Genomic DNA, 17,642 nt, shown 5'->3' on the forward strand with positions numbered 1-17,642 from the left:
TCCATCTATATGGAATTCATATTGTTGAATGGGGCATTAGCGCAGTTGGGAGCGCGCCACACTGGCAGTGTGGAGGTCACGGGTTCAAATCCCGTATGCTCCATTTTTTTTGTGCGAAAATTTAAGAATTTCTTTACATTTCTTAAGTATTCTTTGCTCCTCTTGTGGTTCCTGTCGGATCAGGCTATACTCTGTCGAAGATAAAGTAAAGTATGCTGGGGAGGATGAGCAGGGCCGATGAACAGAAAGAGGAGCAGCGTTGGGACAGGGGCGAAAAGGCGGATACATGGAAGCGAAAGAGAAAGAGGGCGGATACACAGGAGGAGACGGAGGAGTCTTGCGGTCAGGCTGCTGGTGGCCGCGGCCATCCTGTTCACCTGTGCCGGAGCCGCGGGTGCTGTCTTTGCCCTGTCCGGCTTCGGGCGGCGTGCCAGGATACAGATTTCGGCGTCGGACCGGGAGGTCTATGTGGGAGAGGGGCAGCCGCCCCTGCTCGCGGAGGTCACCTCGGACACGGAAAGGTACAATAAGAGGATACGCCTGGACAAAAAGAAGAAGCTCACGGCAGAGGAGCTGGTGCGCCGGCTGGAGAAAGGGGAGGGGATCTCCCTTGTGTGCGACGCGGACCTGTCCATGGAGGGGACCTATCCTGTGCGGATCGAGCTGGACAGAGAGCTGAAGGAAAAGCTGGGAAAGGACTGGAGAAAGAAAGTGCAGCTCCAGGTGCGGGAAGGCACGCTGACAGTCAAGAACCCGGTGGGCAGGTGGAAGGATGAAAGATTTCAGCGCTACGACGGTTCCTGGGTCACGGACGGATTTGTCACCTGGCAGAAAAAGAGCTACTATTTTGACTCCGCCGGGAAGAAAGCGGTTGGCTGGCGGGAAATTGCCGGGGCCAGGTACTTCTTTGACGACAGCGGCGCCATGGAGGCCGGCCAGTGGAAGGACGGGGAGGACGGCAGATATTACCTGGGAGCGGACGGCCGCGCGCTCACCGGCTGGCAGGAAATAGACGGGAACAGATATTACTTCGGACAGGATGGAAGGATGGCCGTGGGGGATGTCTCCATGGGCCTCTCCCTCTATTCCTTTGGCGGGGACGGGAAATTCCTCTCCGTGAAAGAGAGTCGGGTGGATCCCTCCCGGCCCATGGTGGCGCTCACCTTTGACGACGGTCCGGGAAAGCGGACGGGGGAGATACTGGATCAGCTGAAAAAGTACGGCGCCCACGCCACCTTTTTCATGCTTGGGGAGAAGGTCCCCTCCTATCCGGAGCTGGTAAAGCGGATGAAGGACACGGGGTGCGAGCTGGGGAACCACTCCTATGACCACGCGGACCTGACTAAGCTGGACGCGGGGGCCGTGTCCTCCCAGATCCAGAGGACGAACGACAGGATACGGGAGGCGGCCGGGACCTCCGCCACAGTCATGCGCCCGCCCTACGGGGCCATCAACAGCACCGTGTCCGGGAATGTGGGCATGCCCATGATCCTGTGGAACATCGACACGCTGGACTGGAAGACAAGGGATGCCAAAAAGACGGTGGACACGGTCATGAGCTCTGTGGACGACGGCGACATCATCCTCATGCACGATATACATACAGAGTCTGTGGATGCGGCCCTGGAGCTCATACCAAAGCTCCAGGAGGCGGGCTATCAGCTTGTGACGGTGTCAGAGCTGGCGGCGGCAAAGAGCGCTGCCCTCGTCAACGGAAAGAGCTATACGGACTTCTAGCGGGGGTGACGGCGGCCCGGCGCCTTTTCCCGGCAGACCTTCTGTCTTGTGCTTGTGGATTGACGGGAAGTATGGTAAGATATTCTTCATGACCAGAGCAATTATTGTTATCAGGAGGTTGACATGGGAGAAGAAGTGGTTTCTAAAAATTTTATTGAGCAGGAGATCGACAAAGATCTCAGAGAGGGAGTGTACGACAATGTGTGCACCCGATTCCCGCCGGAGCCGAACGGGTATCTCCACATCGGACATGCCAAGTCCATCCTTTTAAATTACGGGCTGGCGCAGAAGTACGGCGGAAAATTCCACCTGCGCTTTGACGACACAAACCCCATGAAAGAAGATATGGAGTTTGTGGAGTCCATCAAGGCAGATGTGCAGTGGCTGGGTGCAGAGTATGGGGAACATCTGTACTTTGCCTCTGATTATTTTGACATCATGTACGAGTGCGCGGTGAAGCTGATCAAAAAGGGGAAGGCCTATGTCTGTGACCTGAGCCCGGAGGAGATCAGGCAGTACAGAGGGACTCTCACAGAGCCCGGAAAGAACAGCCCCTACAGGGACCGCTCGGTGGAGGAGAACCTGGCCCTGTTTGAGGCTATGAAGAACGGGGAGTACAAAGATGGGGAGAAAGTGCTGCGCGCCAAGATCGACATGGCGTCGCCCAACATCAACATGCGCGACCCCATTATCTACCGAGTAGCCCATATGACCCACCACAATACGGGGGACAAGTGGTGCATCTACCCCATGTATGATTTCGCTCACCCGATCGAGGACGCAGTGGAGAAGATCACCCACTCTATCTGTACGCTGGAATTTGAGGATCACAGACCGCTCTACGACTGGGTGGTAAGAGAGTGTGAGTTTGACCCGGCGCCCCGCCAGATCGAGTTTGCCAAGCTCTACCTGACCAACGTGGTGACTGGCAAGCGCTACATCAAGAAGCTGGTGCAGGAGGGCATTGTGGACGGATGGGACGACCCCCGCCTTGTGTCGATCGCGGCGCTGCGAAGGAGAGGATTTACGCCGGAGTCCATCAAGATGTTCGTGGAGATGTGCGGTGTGTCCAAGAGCCAGAGTTCTGTGGACTATGCGATGCTGGAGTACTGCATCAGGGAGGACCTGAAGATGAAGCGGCCCCGCATGATGGCCGTGCTGGACCCCATCAGGCTGGTGATCGACAACTATCCGGAGGGAGAAAGAGAGTACCTGGATGTAGCCAATAACCTGGAGAACGAAGAACTGGGAATGCGCCAGCTTCCTTTTGAGCGGGAGCTGTACATCGAGCGGGAGGATTTCATGATCGAGCCTCCGAAAAAATATTTCCGCCTCTTCCCGGGCAATGAGGTGCGCCTGATGCACGCCTATTTCGTGAAGTGCGTGGGCTACGAGACCGACGAGGAGGGCAATGTGACTGTGGTCCATGCCACCTACGACCCGGAGACAAAGGCCGGATCCGGCTTTACGGGAAGAAAGGTCAAAGGCACCATTCACTGGGTACCGGCCTCCTGCGCGCAGAAGGCGGAAGTGCGTCTCTATGAAAACCTGATCGACGAGGAGAAGGGTGTGTACAACAAGGAGGATGGTTCCCTGAATCTGAATCCGCACTCCCTGGAAATCCGGAAAAACTGCTATGTGGAGCCCAGCTTCCAGGATGCGAAGGCCTACGACAGCTTCCAGTTTGTGAGAAACGGCTACTTCTGTATCGACGCCAGGGATTCAGAGCCGGATGCTCTCGTGTTCAACCGTATCGTATCCCTGAAGAGCTCCTTCAAGCTGCCTAAATAAGAATATGAACGAGCTTACGATCCATCTGCAGCCACACAGCGGCGTGCCGCTGTATGAGCAGATTTACAGCTATATAAAAGAAAATATACGGACAGGCAGGATCTCCTGCGGGGAGAAGCTGCCGTCCACCCGGGCCCTGTGCAGCCATCTGGAGGTCAGCAGGAGCACGGTGGAGATGGCCTACGAGCAGCTCCTGTCAGAGGGATATGTCGAGGCAGCCCCGTACAGGGGATATTTTGTGGCGGAGGTGGAGGACCTGTGGCATCTGGAGCAGGCTCCGGCCAGGGACGAGCAGGAGCGGGAGACTGAGAAAGTCTCCGGGTACCGCTTTGACTTTACGCCAAACGGAGTGGATCTGAACAGCTTTCCCTACAACGTCTGGCGGAAGCTGTCCAGGGAAGTGCTGATGGATGACCGGACAGAGCTCTTCCGGCTGGGAGAACCCCAGGGAGAGTACGAGTTCCGCAGAGCCATCTGCAGCTACCTTTACCAGGCCAGAGGGGTGAACTGCTCGCCGGGCCAGGTGATCGTGGGCGCCGGCAGCGACTATCTCCTCATGCTCCTGGCCTCGCTGCTCGGGCGGGACCATGTCATTGCCGTGGAGAATCCCACCTACATGCAGGCCTACCGGCTGTTTCGGAGCCAGTCCTACAGGGTCTGCCCTATCCGGATGGACAAGAGAGGGATGGACACCCGTCTTTTGGAGGAGTCGGGGGCGGACATCGCCTATGTGACTCCCTCACACCAGTATCCCACCGGGATCGTCATGCCCATCCGCCGGCGGATGGAGCTGCTGGCCTGGGCGGAGGCGGAGAGCGGCAGGTACATTGTGGAGGACGACTATGACAGTGAATTCCGGTACAAGGGTAAGCCCATCCCGGCACTGCAGGGATTTGACGCCAGGGAGAAGGTCATATACCTGGGAACCTTTTCCAAGTCCATCGCCCCGGCCATCCGTTTGAGCTACATGGTCCTTCCGGAGCCTCTGTGCAGGGAGTACGGGAGGAAGCTGGGGTTCATCAACTCCACTGTGTCCAAGGTGGACCAGCTCATCATGTGCCGTTTCCTGGAGGGCGGATACTATGAGCGCCATCTCAACAAGACCCGGGCCCTGTACCGGGGCAGGCACGACCAGCTCATAGCGGGGCTGAAGCCCCTGGCAGCGACCTGCCGGATATCCGGCGAGAACGCGGGGGTCCACCTCCTTCTCCACTTCGATGACGGGAGGACGGAAAAAGAGCTGATCGAGAAGGCTGCGGCCTGTGATATAAGGGTGTACGGCATGTCGGACTATATCGTGGGAGAGCCCGGCAGGGAGGCGGTCATCCTCCTTGGCTATGCGAACATGCCTGAGGGGCAGATCAGGGAGGCGTGCGGGATACTTTGCGGGATATGGAAAAAATAGCTGCGGGCAGAAATGAAGGGATAGAAAGGGAGCCCTCCCGGTGATCTGTGCAGATCATCCGGAAGGGCTCCCGGTCTGTGTGTCCTTTGCGCCTCTTATGCGTCCTCGTTATCCTCGCTGCCGGATTCCGCCCGGGGAGCCTCCTCCTTGCTGTCCTCCTCCGGCTCGCTGTCCATTTTTGCTTCTCCGCTCTCCTTTGCGGGAGTGTTGAGCGGAACGTACTCCCGGTCCCCGACGGGCTTCAGATCGTTGTCAAGGTCAAAATCCTCATCCTCAAACTCATCCATATCTTCCTCTTTGTTATCTGAAGAAGCTTTTTTCAGATAAAAATAAAGTCCGGCAGCGGCGCTTCCCACGGCGGCCAGACCAAGCACGCGTTTTATCCATTTAGACATACTCATGACTCCTTTCTGCAAACTGCGTGTATGTTATGATACATTGTAATACTTTTGAACAAAAAAAGAAAGGGGAAACATACAAATACTGGCGAAATTCCGGGCATGGGTCCGGTTGTGGCGGCCGGGAAAGTGTGTTACACTATATTCCGTCAGACAAGATAAGGAGGACTTTATGGGAAAGAACGAACCGGGAAAGGCAAAGTCAGGGCTTTCCAGGATCATATTCAGCCGTACAGGATTTATTCTTCTTCTGATCCTGATACAGCTTGGACTTTTTATAGTGACAACCAATCTGCTACAGTCATACGCACTGTTTATCAACGGTACGCTCAGGGTAGTAGGAGTCGTGGTGCTGATCTACATCATCAACGCAGAGGGCAACCCCGCGTTCAAGATGACGTGGATGCTCTGCGTCATGGCTTTTCCTGCAGTGGGCACATTGTTTTATATATATGTGAAGACTCAGGTGGGAGTCCGGTGGATGGGGAAGAGGCTGGCCACCCTGAAGATAGAGACAGATCCCTATATGATGCAGGACATGGACGTGGTGGACGCTCTGCGTGCCAGCAAGCCGGCCAATGCCAACCTGGCCTACTATCTGGCCCACCACATGGGATTTCCCACATACCGCAACACGGAGGTGACCTACTTTCCGCTGGGCGAGGACAAATTCGAGGCCCTTGTCCCGGAGCTGAAGAAGGCCAGGAAGTATATTTTTATGGAATACTTTATCGTGGAGAAGGGCTACATGTGGGACACTATCCTGAAGATCCTCGTGCAGAAGGCGAGGGAGGGGGTAGAGGTGCGCTTCATGTACGACGGTACCTGCGCCATCTCCAACCTGCCCTATGAATACCCGCAGGAGCTGGAGCGAAAGGGGATCCGCTGCAAGATGATGAACCCCATCAAGCCCTTCCTGTCCACGGTGCAGAACAACAGGGACCACCGCAAGATATGCGTCATTGACGGCCGGGTGGGCTTCACGGGAGGCATCAATCTGGGGGACGAGTACATCAACCGGAAGGAGAGGTTCGGCCACTGGAAGGACACGGCTGTCATGCTGAGGGGGGACGCGGTCCAGAGCCTGACCATGCTCTTCCTGCAGATGTGGAACGTGGACGAGAGGGAGGAGGAGCACTACGGGAGATACCTCACGCCCAGACGCCAGGGCCTCCGCAGGGAGCTGGGGTATGTGCTCCCCTACGGGGACAGCCCCTTTGACGATGAGAATGTGGGTGAGGAGGTGTACTTCCATATCCTGAACCATGCGAAGAAGTATGTGCACATCATGACCCCATACCTCATACTGGACAATGAGATGATCACCACCCTGACAAGGGCCGCCAAGAGCGGTATCGAGGTCATCATCATCATGCCCCACATTCCGGACAAATGGTATGCCTTTGTGGTGGCCAAGACCTACTACAGGGAGCTCATCCGGGCGGGAGTCCAGATCTACGAGTACAAGCCGGGATTTGTCCACGCCAAGGTGTTCGTGTCAGACGATGACACGGCCACGGTTGGGACCATCAACCTGGACTACAGGAGCCTCTACCTGCATTTTGAGTGCGGCGTGTTCATATACAACAATTCTGTGGTGGACCGGGTGGAGAGGGATTTCCAGGAGACTCTCATGAAATGCCACAAGGTGAGCCTTGTGGAGCTGCGGGGCCGGAGCCTGTTCTCCAAGATAGCGGGGCAGGTGCTCAGGCTGTTTGCTCCTCTCATGTAGAAGGCCCTTGCAGGAGGCTTCGGGAAATAAAGGTTGTACAACAGAGGGAAAATATAGTATAATGCTTATGGCTGTTTGTGAGCCACTAATGTAAATGATACACAGGAGGAATGGATAATGGTAAAAGCAGTAGTAGGTGCGAACTGGGGCGATGAAGGTAAGGGCAAGATTACCGACATGCTGGGGGAGAACGCGGATATAATCGTCCGTTTCCAGGGCGGCGCCAACGCAGGACACACCATCATAAATGATTACGGTAAATTTGCGCTCCACACACTGCCTTCCGGTGTGTTTTACAGTCACACCACAAGCATCATCGGCAACGGGGTCGCACTGGATATCCCCAGGCTTTTCGGAGAGATCCAGTCCATCATCGAGAAGGGAGTCCCCATGCCGAAGATCCTCGTGTCAGACAGAGCGCAGATCGTGATGTCCTACCACAAGGATTTTGACGCCTACGAGGAGGAGAGACTTGGAGGCAAGTCCTTCGGGTCCACGAAATCCGGTATCGCGCCCTTCTACTCAGACAAATACGCAAAGATCGGATTCCAGGTGAGCGAGCTCTTTGATGATGAGCTGCTCAAGGAGAAGACCGTCCGGGTGGCAGAGCAGAAGAACGTGCTGCTTGAGCATCTGTACCATAAACCATTGATCGATCCTGCTGACCTTTATAGAGAACTGAAAGAGTACAAAGAGATGGTCGAGCCCTATGTGTGCAATGTATCACTCTACCTTTACAACGCACTCAGGGAGGGAAAGGAAATCCTGCTGGAGGGACAGCTCGGCTCCCTGAAGGACCCGGACCACGGCATCTACCCCATGGTCACATCCTCCTCCACCCTGGCAGGCTACGGCGCCATCGGAGCCGGCATCCCGCCCTATGAGATCAAACAGATCATCACCGTGTGCAAGGCCTACTCCAGCGCTGTCGGCGCCGGCGCCTTCGTGAGTGAGATATTCGGCGAGGAGGCGGACGAGCTGAGACGCCGTGGAGGAGACGGCGGAGAGTTCGGAGCCACAACGGGACGCCCGAGGCGCATGGGCTGGTTCGACTGCGTGGCCTCCAAGTACGGCTGCAGGCTCCAGGGGACCACGGACGTGGCCTTCACGGTGCTGGACGTGCTGGGCTATCTGGATGAGATACCGGTCTGTGTTGGCTATGAGATCGACGGGGAAGTGACAACAGAGTTCCCCACCACTCATCTTTTGGAGAAGGCAAAGCCTGTCCTGAAAAAGCTTCCCGGATGGAAGTGCGATATCCGGGGCATCAAGAAGTATGAGGACCTGCCGGAGAACTGCAGGGGCTACATCGAGTTCATCGAGAAGGAGATCGGATACCCCATCACCATGATATCCAACGGACCGGGAAGAGGCGACATTATCTACAGAAACAGATAGCAGCACGGATCTGTTTATATGGTTGAAAAAATATTTTGCCCACACAGCTGACAGCCTGTGTGGGCTTTTTAAATGAGCGGCTTCATGCGTTTTGCTGTCAGACATTTTTGTGTTGACAGGACCGCCCGGGCTATGGTATTCTTTTAGAGAAATAATTTAGTGCTTTAAAGCGTTGCGGTTTAAAGTGCCGCAGACAAACAGAAGTGAAGCGAGGAGGAGACAAAATGATCATCAAGCTTGTGATCCTGCTGTTGTTTTTTATCGTCATGGTGGCAGTGGGGATCTGCGCCAGGAGACATGCGGGCAGTGTAGACGGATTTGTGCTGGGAGGGCGGTCGGTGGGGCCGTGGCTGACGGCATTCGCCTACGGGACCTCCTATTTCTCAGCGGTCGTGTTTGTGGGATACGCAGGCCAGTTCGGATGGAAATACGGTCTTGCCTCCACCTGGATCGGGATAGGGAACGCGGTCATCGGAAGCCTTCTCGCCTGGGTCATCCTGGGAAGGAGGACCCGCGTCATGAGCCAGCACCTGAGATCCAGGACCATGCCGGATTTCTTCGGAGAGAGGTACGGGAGCCGGCGGCTGAAGATAGCGGCCTCGGCCATCGTGTTCATCTTCCTCGTGCCCTACACGGCATCTATCTACAACGGCCTGTCCCGGCTCTTCGGGATGGCCTTCAGCATTCCCTACGAGTGGTGTGTTATCCTCATGGCGGTGATCACGGCCGTGTACGTGATCCTGGGGGGATACATGGCCACAGCCATCAATGACTTCATCCAGGGGATCATCATGCTGGCAGGCATCGTGGCGGTCATAGCGGCTGTGCTCTCCGGCCAGGGCGGCTTCATGGAGGCGGTGGGAAGGATGGCGCAGATCCCCAGCGATGTGGAGGCGACAATGGGCCAGCCTGGCGCCTTCACTTCCTTCTTTGGACCGGACCCCCTAAACCTGCTGGGAGTGATCGTGCTGACCTCCCTGGGGACCTGGGGACTTCCCCAGATGATCCACAAGTTTTACACCATCCGGGACGAGAAGTCGGTCCAGACAGGGACCATCATCTCCACGGTGTTTGCCATTGTGGTGTCCGGCGGATGCTACTTCCTGGGCGGCTTCGGACGTCTCTTTGACTCCCCGGATATCTACGGGGCGGACGGCTCTGTCGTGTACGACAGCATCATTCCCTTTATGCTGTCGGGACTGCCGGACATCCTGGTGGGCATTGTAGTGATCCTGGTGCTGTCGGCCTCCATGTCAACCCTGTCCTCCCTTGTCCTCACATCCAGCTCCACCCTGACCCTGGATTTCCTGAAGGATACGGTGATGAAAAAGATGGGAGAGAAAAAGCAGATCGTGGTCATGCAGCTTTTGATCGTGTTCTTTATCCTTCTGTCCGTTGTGCTGGCTCTGGACCCGCCGGCCTTCATCGCACAGCTCATGGGGATTTCCTGGGGCGCTCTGGCAGGTGCCTTCCTGGCTCCCTTCCTCTACGGCCTGTACTGGAAGAGGACCACAAAGGCAGCCGTGTGGGCCAGCTTTATCGCGGGCGTGGGGATCACCGTGTCCAATATGGTCATAGGATATATCGAGTCCCCCATCAACGCGGGAGCGCTGGCCATGGTGGCGGGCATGGTCATCGTGCCGGTCTTCAGCCTTCTGACGCCTGCGCCGGACAGGGAGCATGTTGAGAAGATATTTGCCTGTTACGATGAGACGGTGGTGATCAGGAAAAAGCATTCCCTGGAGGAAAAGTGACAATACTTTTTTAAGAAATTCCTTACTTTTATTTTAGGTTCTCTCCATACAGAAGACACATTTGTGAAGTATAGTACCAGCATAGAAAAAAAGTCATAAAAACACAATGCCGGCAATATAATAATAGAGCCGGGAAATCGGAGTATGGAGTATAGATAAGTAGAAGTGGAGGTATGCGTCATGAGAAACAGCGAGAGAAAAGACATCAGCCAGGAAGCGATTTCCATGGAAGAATACTTGAGCAAGAGACAGAAGATAAAGGAGGCACAGCAGAGAGGAAGAGGCCGCAAGAAAGAAACAAGCCCGGCCTGGATGTGGGCCGGACTTTACGTCTGATCCTGACCGGGGTCAGCTGCTTCTGCCTCTTTTCCCTCCTTTTTGGGGCGGTTCTCCTCATCGAGGGGAGGACGCCCGGACTGAAGGGTCCGGTACACCAGCGTGTAGGCGTACAGGAGAACGGGGATGACAAAGGTGCAGACGATGGAGGCCTTCAGAAGGCCCATGGTCTGTGAATGGTCGGTGACCGCGAAGAACAGGGTGCTGCCGTACATGACAACGAGGAGAACGGCCCCGCAGGCCGCCAGGATCCGTCTGATCTTTTCCATTGTGAAGGGCTCCTTTCTGAAACGATGCTGGGACAAAAACCGAGGCTGCGATGCCCGGGGATTGCTCCGTGCAGCGCACTCCCGCAATCCTGGCATCATTATATCGGGAAACCGTTAAAAAATCAAATCCATCCTCTTTGAAAATCGGGGAAAATAGTATATAATAGGGCTTGCACAGAAAAAAACCTGCTCGGGCAGGCGCACAAAGGAGTATAAAAATGAGTACATTACTGGAACAGTGGCGGGCTACCGCTTACAATGAGAAGGCAGACAGAGGCCAGCTTCAGAAGTTCTGGGCTTCCTATTTTCAGATCGAAAAGGAAATCTATGAGAAGCTGCTCTCCAACCCGGACGAGGAGGTACATGGCACAGTCAAGGAGCTGGCGGAGAGATTCGGCCACAGCGTCATGACCATGGTGGGCTTTCTGGATGGCATTGACGAGAGCCTGAAGGTGCCAAACCCCATTGAGACCATGGATGAAGACACGCAGGTGAACCTTGTGTATGACAAAGCCCTGTTATATAAGAACATGGTCGCCGCCAAGGCGGACTGGCTTTACGAGCTACCCCAGTGGGATGATATTTTCACGGAGGAGGAGAGAAGGGCACTCTACAAGGAGCAGAAGGAGTCGGGCACGGTCCGCAAGCCGAAGAAGATAGGGCGCAATGATCCCTGCCCCTGCGGAAGCGGAAAGAAATATAAGCACTGCTGCGGAAGATAAGATGATACTGACAGCGGCGGTTTTCTGTCTGGCATATTATCTGATCATCTGTAAGGCGATGGGAAAGTGGAATTCTACCTTTGCCGGGTTCTGGCCCGGGGCCGGGGCCGTGTGCCTTCTCGGGCACGGGGCCGTCCTTGCCGGCCCCCGCTGGCTGGCGCTGGCAGTGGAGAGTTCCTTTTCCATTGCCCTTTTTGTATTTGTGCTGGTGGAGCTGCGCATCCTTCTGGGGATGCGCCCGGACCGGGAGGCGGACTGCCCCTTCATCATCGTCCTGGGCGCCCAGATCCAGGGGACAAGGGTCACTCTCTCCCTGCGCCGGCGCCTGGACGCAGCTGTTTCCTACCTGGAGGAGCATCCGGATGCGGTGGCGGTCCTGTCCGGCGGACAGGGGAAGGGGGAGGCGGTCAGTGAGGCAGGAGCCATGGGAGAGTATATGCGGGCAAGAGGGATCAGCCCGGACAGGCTGCTCCTGGAAGAGAAGTCCACATCCACCAGGGAAAATTTCGCCTTTTCCCGTTCCCTCATACCGGACAGGTCAGCGCCGGTGGGAGTCGTGACAAACAATTTCCACATGTACAGGGCAAAGGAGTATGCCAGGAGGACAGGCTACGAAGATCCCCGGGCTATCCCGGCGCCCAGCAGTCCGGTGCTGTTTTTGAACTACGTGACAAGAGAATTTTTTGCGGTCTGGAAGATGTGGATCTGCAGATAAAGGAGAAGAATATGAAAAATATGTACGACTGCTACACTTTGAACAACGGAGTGGAGAATCCCTGTCTTGGCTACGGCACCTACAAGGCGGCGGACGGAAAGAGCGCGGATATCATAGAGATGGCTATTGAGGCCGGGTACCGGTATTTTGACACCGCCTCCTTCTACGGGACCGAGGAGTATCTGGCGGAGGCCATACGCAGGAGCGGCATCCCGAGGAAAGAGTTTTTTATCGCGTCCAAGGCCTGGAAGACCCAGATGGGGTACGAAAAGGTAAAGGAGGCCTTCCGGCAGTCACTGGAGGCTCTGGAGACCGATTACCTGGACCTCTACCTGATCCACTGGCCGCTGCCGGAGGAGGGATACAGGGACTGGAAACGGCTGGATAAAGAGACCTGGAGAGGGCTGGAGGAGCTGTACGAGGAGGGAAAAGTCAGGGCGATCGGCGTGAGCAACTTCCTCCCCCATCACATTGAGAACCTGCTGGAGGACTGCCGCGTCCGACCGGCGGTGGACCAGATCGAGTTCCACCCCGGCTACACCCAGGAGATGACGGTCCGGTACTGCCAGGAGAAGGGGATCCTGGTGCAGGCCTGGAGCCCCATTGGAAGGAGAGCCCTGCTGGACAATGAGATGCTGCAGGAGATGGCCGCACAGTACGGCGTCTCTGTGGCCCAGCTGTGTATCCGCTACGCCATCCAGAGAGGTGTTGTGCCCCTGCCCAAGTCCTCCGCCATGGAGCGGATGGAGCAGAACCAGGATGTGTTCGGGTTTGAGATCAAAGAGGAGGATATGTACAGACTGGGGACCATGCCCCAGACCGGCTGGTCGGGACAGCATCCGGACGCCGGTTCCATACGAGGGAGTGAGAGATAATGAGAGAGATACGGGAATACAGACATAAGGTGCAGTATTACGAGACGGACCAGATGAGAGTCGTCCATCATTCCAACTATATCCGCTGGTTCGAGGAGGCCAGGGTCGATCTTATGGAGCAGATGGGCATGGGCTACGACAGGATGGAGGAGCTGGGGATAGCCAGCCCGGTCCTGGGCGTGGAGGCGGATTATCTGCGGATGGTCCACTTTGGGGATACTGTGTCCATCCGGACCAGGATGAAGGAGTACAATGGCATCAAGCTGACCCTGGAGTACGAGGTGACAGATGAGGAGACCGGTATGGTCCACTGCCGGGGGCTGACAAAGCACTGCTTTTTAAATGAAAAGGGGCGCCCCGTGTCCCTGAAAAAGGATCACCCGGATATCCACGCTCTTTTTCTCGAGGTGGCAGGACAGGAAAAGTAAAAGACAGAATATTTTTCGAAAATAGTGCAGATACTAGCTCTGATAAACAGATAAAGGAGGTAGTATCAATGCCAGAATTAAAATGCACCGTGCAGACCTGCATGCACAATCAGGATTACTACTGCACCCTGGACAAGATCCAGGTGGGAGGAAATTCCGCCAAAAAGGCTGAGGAGACAAGCTGCGACAGCTTCCAGGAAAGAGGGGCATCCCGGATCGATTCCGCTGCCGGCTCCTACAGCAATTCCTACAGCGGCGCCGCCGGAACGGGGGCGGGAAAGAGTATGGGAAGCGCTTCAGCCTGCAGCTGTGTGGACTGTCAGGCAGTCCAGTGCAAGTACAATGACAGCTGCCAGTGCCATGCCGGAAAGATCAGCGTGGAGGGCGGAAACGCCAGTCAGAGCAGTCAGACAGCGTGCGCTACATTTGCCTGCTGAGACTAAAGCCTTCAGCAGGAGCGCGCTGGATAAACAGAGAAAGGGCAAGGGAAGGGCTTCGGCCCTTCCTTTCTTCGTTGCTTTTTCGGAGGCGGATCGCTATAATAATTTGTAAGTGCGGTATGAGAAAGAAGGGAATCCATGAGTAAGATGAAGAAGGAAACGGAAAAGAAAACTGCAGAGTCCAGAGTCCCGGGGACAGGGCCAGGTGGAGGCGGGACAGAGGAGAAGCGGGAAAGGGGCAGTGCCGGCGGACACTATGCGGACAGGCTGCGCATAGGGACCAGGGGCGCTTCCTGGCTCCGGCAGCAGTTCGGAAAGGGCATAACCTATTTCCTTGTCGTGGCGGCCAGCATCATATTCTACTTTGCCCTGCTCCGTGCCACCAACCTGACAGACGTCCTCTGGAGGATCGTGGATGTGCTCAAACCGGTCCTGTACGGACTGATCATCGCCTATCTTTTGGACCCCATCGTGGAGAAGGTGGACGAGCGCCTTGCCCCGGTGCTCAGAGCCAGGTTTGAGAGACCGGAAAAGGGAGAAAAGCTGTCGCGGTCCGTGGGCATCACTCTGGCAGTCATCTTTCTGGTCCTCATGGTGGCGGCCCTGTTTAATCTCCTTATACCGGAGCTGTATAAGAGCATCAGGGACCTGGTGATCGCCCTCCCCGGGCAGATGAATGACCTGGTATCCCACATGAACCGCCTGTACTCGCACGACTCCACTGTGGGCGAGGTGTTCAAGGCGGCGGTGCAGGAGGGGACATCCATGGTCCAGTCCTGGCTCCGCACGGACCTGCTGGGCCGTGTCAATGAGATCATGTATAGCCTGACGGAGGGTGTGATCAATGTAGTCAGTGAGCTGTTCAACATACTCGTGGGCGTGATCGTCTCTGTGTACATACTCTTCAGCAAGGAAAAATTCCTCCGGCAGGGTAAGAAGACCGTGTACGCCCTCCTGCCTGCCCACTATGCGAACAGCCTGCTCCATCTGGCGGGAAAGACGAATGAGATATTTGGAGCGTTCATCATAGGGAAGATCATCGATGCCGCGCTGGTGGGCGTGCTGTGCTTTGTCGGTATCTCCCTGCTGAACATTCCCTATGCGGTACTGGTGAGCGTGGTGGTGGGAGTGACGAACATCATTCCTTTCTTTGGCCCCTATATCGGCGGGGTCCCCAGCGCCGTGCTGATCCTGCTGGCCGACCCGGTGAAGGGGATCTCCTTCATTATATTCATTATCATACTGCAGCAGGTGGACGGCAATTTCATTGAGCCGAAGATCCTGGGGAACACTACGGGACTGTCGGCGTTCTGGGTGATCTTCGCTATCTTCCTTGGAGGCGGACTGTTTGGATTTGTGGGAATGCTGATCGGAGTGCCTCTCTTTGGAGTGGTCTACTACATCATACAGATGTTCATCAACAGCCGTCTGGAGAAGAAGCAGCTCCCCAGCCACTCGGATTACTATGACGAGATGAGCTATGTAGATGACAACGGAACCTATGTCCGCTCTCAGGAGCCCTCTCCGGGAAAGGAGAGCGGCAGGAGAGGGGAAGAAGGAAAGAAAACTGACAAAGGAGAGTAATATATGCCAATTCGAGTACAGAATGATCTTCCGGTAAAAGAGATACTGGAGCAGGAGAATATCTTTGTGATGGACGAGCACCGGGCTACCCACCAGGACATCCGGCCCATCCGCATCGGGCTTCTGAACCTGATGCCGCTGAAGGAGGACACGGAGCTCCAGATCCTGCGCTCTATGTCCAACACGCCCCTTCAGATAGATGTGGTGTTCATCAACGTGTCCAGCCACCAGTCCAAGAACACGTCCACCAGCCATCTGAACAAGTTCTATCTGCCTTTTCGGGATGTCAGGGACCAGAAGTTTGACGGTTTTATCATCACCGGGGCCCCGGTGGAGCAGATGCCCTTTGAGGAGGTGGACTACTGGGAGGAGCTGACGGAGATCATGGAGTGGACAAAGACCCATGTGACCTCCACCCTCCACCTGTGCTGGGGAGCCCAGGCGGCCCTCTACTACCACTACGGGATAGACAAGGTGCCCCTGGAGAAGAAGCTGTTCGGCGTCTTCAGACACAGGGTGCTGAACCGCAAGATCCCTCTCGTGAGGGGATTTGACGATGTGTTCCTCGCACCTCACTCCAGGCACACGGATGTGCCGGCGGACAGGATACGCGCGGACGGCAGGATCACCATCCTGGCTGAGTCGGAGAAGGCGGGAGCTTTCCTCTCCATGGCTCAGGACGGGCGCCAGATCTTTGTCATGGGCCACCCGGAGTACGACAGGGTCACCCTGGACGGGGAGTACAAGAGGGACCTGGCCAAGGGACTTCCCATTGAGATGCCGGAGAACTACTACCCGGATGACGATCCCCAGAACAAGCCCCTCCTGACCTGGCGAGCCCACGGCAACAACCTGTACACCAACTGGCTGAATTACTACGTGTACCAGGTGACGCCCTACAATATGATCGGGACGCCGTTTTAGAGCTCGTTCATGCAAGCAGCTCGGCCAGGCAAGCCATCAGCCGGTCGTTGTCCTCCGGCAGCATGACGCAGAAGCGGATGTACTCGCCCTCCAGGCTCTCAAAGGAGGAGCAGTCCCGTATCATCATGCCCCGCCGGATGGCTGCCTCGAAGACCTGGAAGGAGGAGAGCCCCTCCTTTAAGATACGCACCAGGATGAAGTTGGCGTAAGGGGTGTAGATCCGGGCGTGGCTAAAGCCGGAGAGGATGCCCGTGAGGCGCTCCCTCTCGGAGCCGATGAGCCGCCGGGTCTTCCCGATGTAGGGGGCGTCCCTCAGCATCAGCTCCCCCGCCAGGGCGGCGATGCTGCTGACGCTCCAGGGGTTCTGGTGGATCGCCAGGGACGCAAGGAAGGCCTTGTTCCCGGTGATCCCGTAGCCAAGGCGCAGGCCCGGGGCGGCGAAGAATTTGGACACGCCCCGTATCACCATCAGGTTGTCAAAGTCCCGGGTGAGAGGGACGGCGGTGATCAGGCCGGGATTGGGGGCGAACTCCACGTAGGTCTCATCCACCATGACGAAGATGCCCCGCGCCCGGCAGGCGCCCGCCAGGGCCCTGAGCCTCTCCTGGGTGACGGCGGAGGAGGTGGGATTGTTGGGGTTGCACAGGATGACCAGGTCCGCGTCCTCCGGGAGAAACGCAAGGAGGTCCGGGATGTCCAGCTCAAATCGGTCCTCCTCCTTCAGGTCATAGGCGGTGATCTGGCCACCGGTCAGCTCAAGCTCCCGCTGGTACTCCGAGTAGGTGGGGCCGATGACCACCGCGTGGCGGGCCCTGCGCTGGCTGATGAGGAGAGAGATGAGCTCCGTGGAGCCGTTTCCCACAGCAACAAACGAGGTGGGAATCTGGCAGTAGTCCGAGATAGCGGCCTTCAGGGAGGCGTAGCCCCGGTCGGGATAGCGGCTGATGACGTCCAGGTTTTCTGCCAGGGCTGCTTTTACAGAGGGGGACAGGCCCAGGGGATTGACATTTGCCCCGAAGCCGGTGATCTCCTCCTTTTTGATGTGGTAATATTTTTCAATCTGCTCCAGGTCGCTGCCGTGGAAGGCAGGGCGTTCTGTGTTTTTCATGTATATTCCTCCTGTTTTCTCCTGGA

General features: G+C 56.3%; 17 protein-coding genes and 1 tRNA gene. 15 read left to right on the forward strand and 3 right to left on the reverse strand.

Annotated features, from left to right (window positions below):
* Window positions 1–30: 30 nt before the first annotated feature.
* The 4 genes from B5E62_RS02405 (at window position 31) to pdxR (ending at window position 4,933) form a co-directional block, all read left to right on the forward strand.
* A tRNA-Ala gene (locus tag B5E62_RS02405) sits at window positions 31–103 on the forward strand.
* A 134-nt stretch (window positions 104–237) separates the two neighbouring features.
* The gene (locus tag B5E62_RS02410) at window positions 238–1,737 is read left to right on the forward strand and encodes a polysaccharide deacetylase family protein (protein WP_087173158.1); all 1,500 of its coding nucleotides are present in this window, start codon (window positions 238–240) and stop codon (window positions 1,735–1,737) included.
* 123 nt (window positions 1,738–1,860) lie between these two features.
* Entirely contained in the window at window positions 1,861–3,528 is a 1,668-nt protein-coding gene (locus B5E62_RS02415) for a glutamine--tRNA ligase/YqeY domain fusion protein (protein ID WP_087173159.1), read from the forward strand.
* Window positions 3,529–3,532: 4 nt separating this feature from the next.
* Complete coding sequence (pdxR, locus tag B5E62_RS02420) at window positions 3,533–4,933, forward strand: MocR-like pyridoxine biosynthesis transcription factor PdxR (protein ID WP_087173160.1); 1,401 nt, start codon at window positions 3,533–3,535, stop codon at window positions 4,931–4,933.
* Between the two features lie 95 nt (window positions 4,934–5,028).
* Here pdxR and B5E62_RS02425 read toward each other — a convergent pair whose 3' ends face one another.
* Window positions 5,029–5,328 carry a hypothetical protein gene (locus B5E62_RS02425; RefSeq protein ID WP_087173161.1) on the reverse strand — a complete coding sequence of 100 codons (300 nt, stop codon included), beginning with the start codon at window positions 5,326–5,328 and terminating at the stop codon, window positions 5,029–5,031.
* A gap of 175 nt (window positions 5,329–5,503) precedes the next feature.
* Between B5E62_RS02425 and cls the strand changes: the two genes are divergently transcribed.
* The 4 genes from cls (at window position 5,504) to B5E62_RS17015 (ending at window position 10,551) form a co-directional block, all read left to right on the forward strand.
* On the forward strand, window positions 5,504–7,063 hold the full coding sequence (gene cls, locus B5E62_RS02430; protein ID WP_087173162.1) for a cardiolipin synthase: 1,560 nt from the start codon (window positions 5,504–5,506) through the stop codon (window positions 7,061–7,063).
* Window positions 7,064–7,180: 117 nt separating this feature from the next.
* A complete protein-coding gene (locus tag B5E62_RS02435; RefSeq protein ID WP_087173163.1) occupies window positions 7,181–8,461 on the forward strand; it encodes an adenylosuccinate synthase in 1,281 nt (426 codons plus the stop codon).
* Window positions 8,462–8,685: 224 nt separating this feature from the next.
* Window positions 8,686–10,215 (forward strand): sodium:solute symporter family protein, encoded by a 1,530-nt coding sequence (locus B5E62_RS02440; RefSeq protein WP_087173164.1) that lies wholly within the window; start codon window positions 8,686–8,688, stop codon window positions 10,213–10,215.
* 180 nt (window positions 10,216–10,395) lie between these two features.
* The gene (locus B5E62_RS17015) at window positions 10,396–10,551 is read left to right on the forward strand and encodes a hypothetical protein (protein ID WP_164488597.1); all 156 of its coding nucleotides are present in this window, start codon (window positions 10,396–10,398) and stop codon (window positions 10,549–10,551) included.
* Here the strand turns inward: B5E62_RS17015 and B5E62_RS02445 are convergent.
* Window positions 10,542–10,820, reverse strand: coding sequence for a hypothetical protein (locus B5E62_RS02445; protein ID WP_087173165.1), 279 nt, complete (start codon window positions 10,818–10,820; stop codon window positions 10,542–10,544). The two genes, B5E62_RS17015 and B5E62_RS02445, sit on opposite strands and share 10 nt — an antisense overlap.
* 218 nt (window positions 10,821–11,038) lie before the next feature.
* Here B5E62_RS02445 and B5E62_RS02450 point away from each other — a divergent pair, with 218 nt between their 5' ends.
* The 7 genes from B5E62_RS02450 to metA all read left to right on the forward strand — a co-directional run bounded on the left by B5E62_RS02450 (window position 11,039) and on the right by metA (window position 16,508).
* Window positions 11,039–11,542, forward strand: a complete 504-nt coding sequence (locus B5E62_RS02450) for an SEC-C metal-binding domain-containing protein (protein ID WP_087173166.1) — start codon at window positions 11,039–11,041, stop codon at window positions 11,540–11,542.
* Window position 11,543: 1 nt separating this feature from the next.
* Window positions 11,544–12,257 carry a YdcF family protein gene (locus tag B5E62_RS02455; RefSeq protein ID WP_162610246.1) on the forward strand — a complete coding sequence of 238 codons (714 nt, stop codon included), beginning with the start codon at window positions 11,544–11,546 and terminating at the stop codon, window positions 12,255–12,257.
* Between the two features lie 11 nt (window positions 12,258–12,268).
* On the forward strand, window positions 12,269–13,132 hold the full coding sequence (locus B5E62_RS02460; protein WP_087173257.1) for an aldo/keto reductase: 864 nt from the start codon (window positions 12,269–12,271) through the stop codon (window positions 13,130–13,132).
* Window positions 13,132–13,560, forward strand: a complete 429-nt coding sequence (locus tag B5E62_RS02465; RefSeq protein ID WP_087173168.1) for an acyl-CoA thioesterase — start codon at window positions 13,132–13,134, stop codon at window positions 13,558–13,560. Before B5E62_RS02460 ends, B5E62_RS02465 begins: the two co-directional genes overlap by 1 nt.
* Before the next feature lie 68 nt (window positions 13,561–13,628).
* Window positions 13,629–13,997 (forward strand): DUF1540 domain-containing protein, encoded by a 369-nt coding sequence (locus tag B5E62_RS02470; RefSeq protein WP_087173169.1) that lies wholly within the window; start codon window positions 13,629–13,631, stop codon window positions 13,995–13,997.
* Between the two features lie 141 nt (window positions 13,998–14,138).
* Window positions 14,139–15,584: an AI-2E family transporter gene (locus tag B5E62_RS02475; protein WP_242957689.1), complete on the forward strand. Its 1,446-nt coding sequence runs from the start codon at window positions 14,139–14,141 to the stop codon at window positions 15,582–15,584.
* 3 nt (window positions 15,585–15,587) lie between these two features.
* Window positions 15,588–16,508 (forward strand): homoserine O-acetyltransferase MetA, encoded by a 921-nt coding sequence (metA, locus tag B5E62_RS02480; RefSeq protein WP_087173170.1) that lies wholly within the window; start codon window positions 15,588–15,590, stop codon window positions 16,506–16,508.
* Window positions 16,509–16,515: 7 nt separating this feature from the next.
* Here metA and B5E62_RS02485 read toward each other — a convergent pair whose 3' ends face one another.
* Entirely contained in the window at window positions 16,516–17,616 is a 1,101-nt protein-coding gene (locus tag B5E62_RS02485; protein WP_087173171.1) for a pyridoxal phosphate-dependent aminotransferase, read from the reverse strand.
* Window positions 17,617–17,642 lie beyond the last annotated feature (26 nt).

The organism is Lachnoclostridium sp. An118 (assembly GCF_002160985.1).
Taxonomy (GTDB): Bacteria; Bacillota; Clostridia; order Lachnospirales; family Lachnospiraceae; genus Claveliimonas; species Claveliimonas stercoravium.